This is a genomic window from Syntrophaceticus schinkii, assembly GCF_000946815.1.
Lineage (GTDB): Bacteria > Bacillota > DSM-12270 > Thermacetogeniales > Thermacetogeniaceae > Syntrophaceticus > Syntrophaceticus schinkii.
Window position 1 is genome coordinate 1 of sequence record NZ_CDRZ01000153.1, and the last position, 1,255, is coordinate 1,255.

The window sequence follows — 1,255 nt, forward strand, 5'->3', positions numbered from 1 at the left end:
TGTGACCGGTTATTGGCTGGATGGCAAGCAGCCTGGAAATAGGAGTTAAAAAGTGCTGCGGGGCCAACAGCTATCAGATCGCTTTTGGTGTGATCAAGGAAATCATGGTCATTGCCTTGTTCTCGTTTGGATGTGGTATGGTTTTGTATGCAATCATCTCTTATGCCCTCTATCGACGCATAGATTTATATTTTTTTAGCATGTTGATGACAATGGGTATTGTCGTTGCTTCTTCGATATTAACTTCTGCTTATCCGATTATTAAAGCAGCTAAAATAGAGCCTGTGCATATGATGAGGTGACAATTGCGATGAAAAACATCATTTATGCCTTTGATATGTTATTAAGGAGACCTTTTTTGTTATTGATCATCATTATTCAATTTACTGTTACGTTCTTATTTCTGAACCTTTCCCTTACAGGGGTGCTGACAGCAAGAGAGACCACGAAGAGAATCAACAATATTTTTGAAGACAGAAATTATTATGCTATACAGGATCGTACAAATGAAGAGTTGCTTGAGAAAATATTTATGCAGCCTGATGTTTTAGATAAAATGAATCAGTTTTATGGTTTTCTAAAGGATAATCATGAATTTGACTTTATTGAGTACTATGACGGGCATATTGCCTTTAAAGCGGCACCGGTTGATGATCAGCGTTTTTACTATTATTCGGAACCCATTTTTTCAAATGCTGAACAGGAAAGATTATTTCTTTTGAACCAGGTTACGGTAGGTCCAAAGTTTTTTCAGCTACTGCCGTTTGAAATTGCAAAAGGGAATTTATTTGGTCATGCAGATTTTAATAATAATGACGCTACTGTAGCAAGTGTAATTTTGGGCCATGCCTATCAGGATTATTATGATTTGGGCGATAAAATTGAATTTTATGATTATGATGCACAGACTGTTAAAAGGCTCCAAGTAAAGGGGTTTTTGAAAAAAGATGCTTATTTTATAAGTAGAGGTGCGGGGTTGATAAATTTGGACTATTATATGGTTTTGCCGTTTAAGACGGTGGACATAACTGATGAATATGCACTAGCAAATCTTGGCCAAATAATATCTCAATCACTGATTATTTCCGGTAATGTGAAAGAAACCTTTATTTCCATAAGCGCGGAGAGTAACCGGTTAAAACTATACACATCCCTTAATCCATATGATTTAAACCAGCACTCTTTGATAATATCTGATGCGATCAATGCAGGGCTACGAAGCCTGTTGCCCATAGGCATTGCTGTTCTTTTATTT

At 36.6% G+C, this 1,255-nt stretch carries 2 protein-coding genes; both read left to right on the forward strand.

Annotated elements, in window-relative coordinates; all coding sequences use genetic code 11:
* Positions 1 to 20 precede the first annotated feature (20 nt).
* Positions 21 to 302: an ABC transporter permease gene (locus tag SSCH_RS06610; protein ID WP_044664779.1), complete on the forward strand. Its 282-nt coding sequence runs from the start codon at positions 21 to 23 to the stop codon at positions 300 to 302.
* Positions 303 to 310: 8 nt separating this feature from the next.
* On the forward strand, positions 311 to 1,255 hold a 945-nt coding region (locus SSCH_RS06615; RefSeq protein ID WP_044664780.1), incomplete at its 3' end, for a hypothetical protein.

Bases quoted from the DNA above. Each gene is read 5' to 3' on its own strand.
- SSCH_RS06610 (WP_044664779.1), top strand. From the start codon at position 21: ATGGCAAGCAGCCTGGAAATAGGAGTTAAAAAGTGCTGCGGGGCCAAC.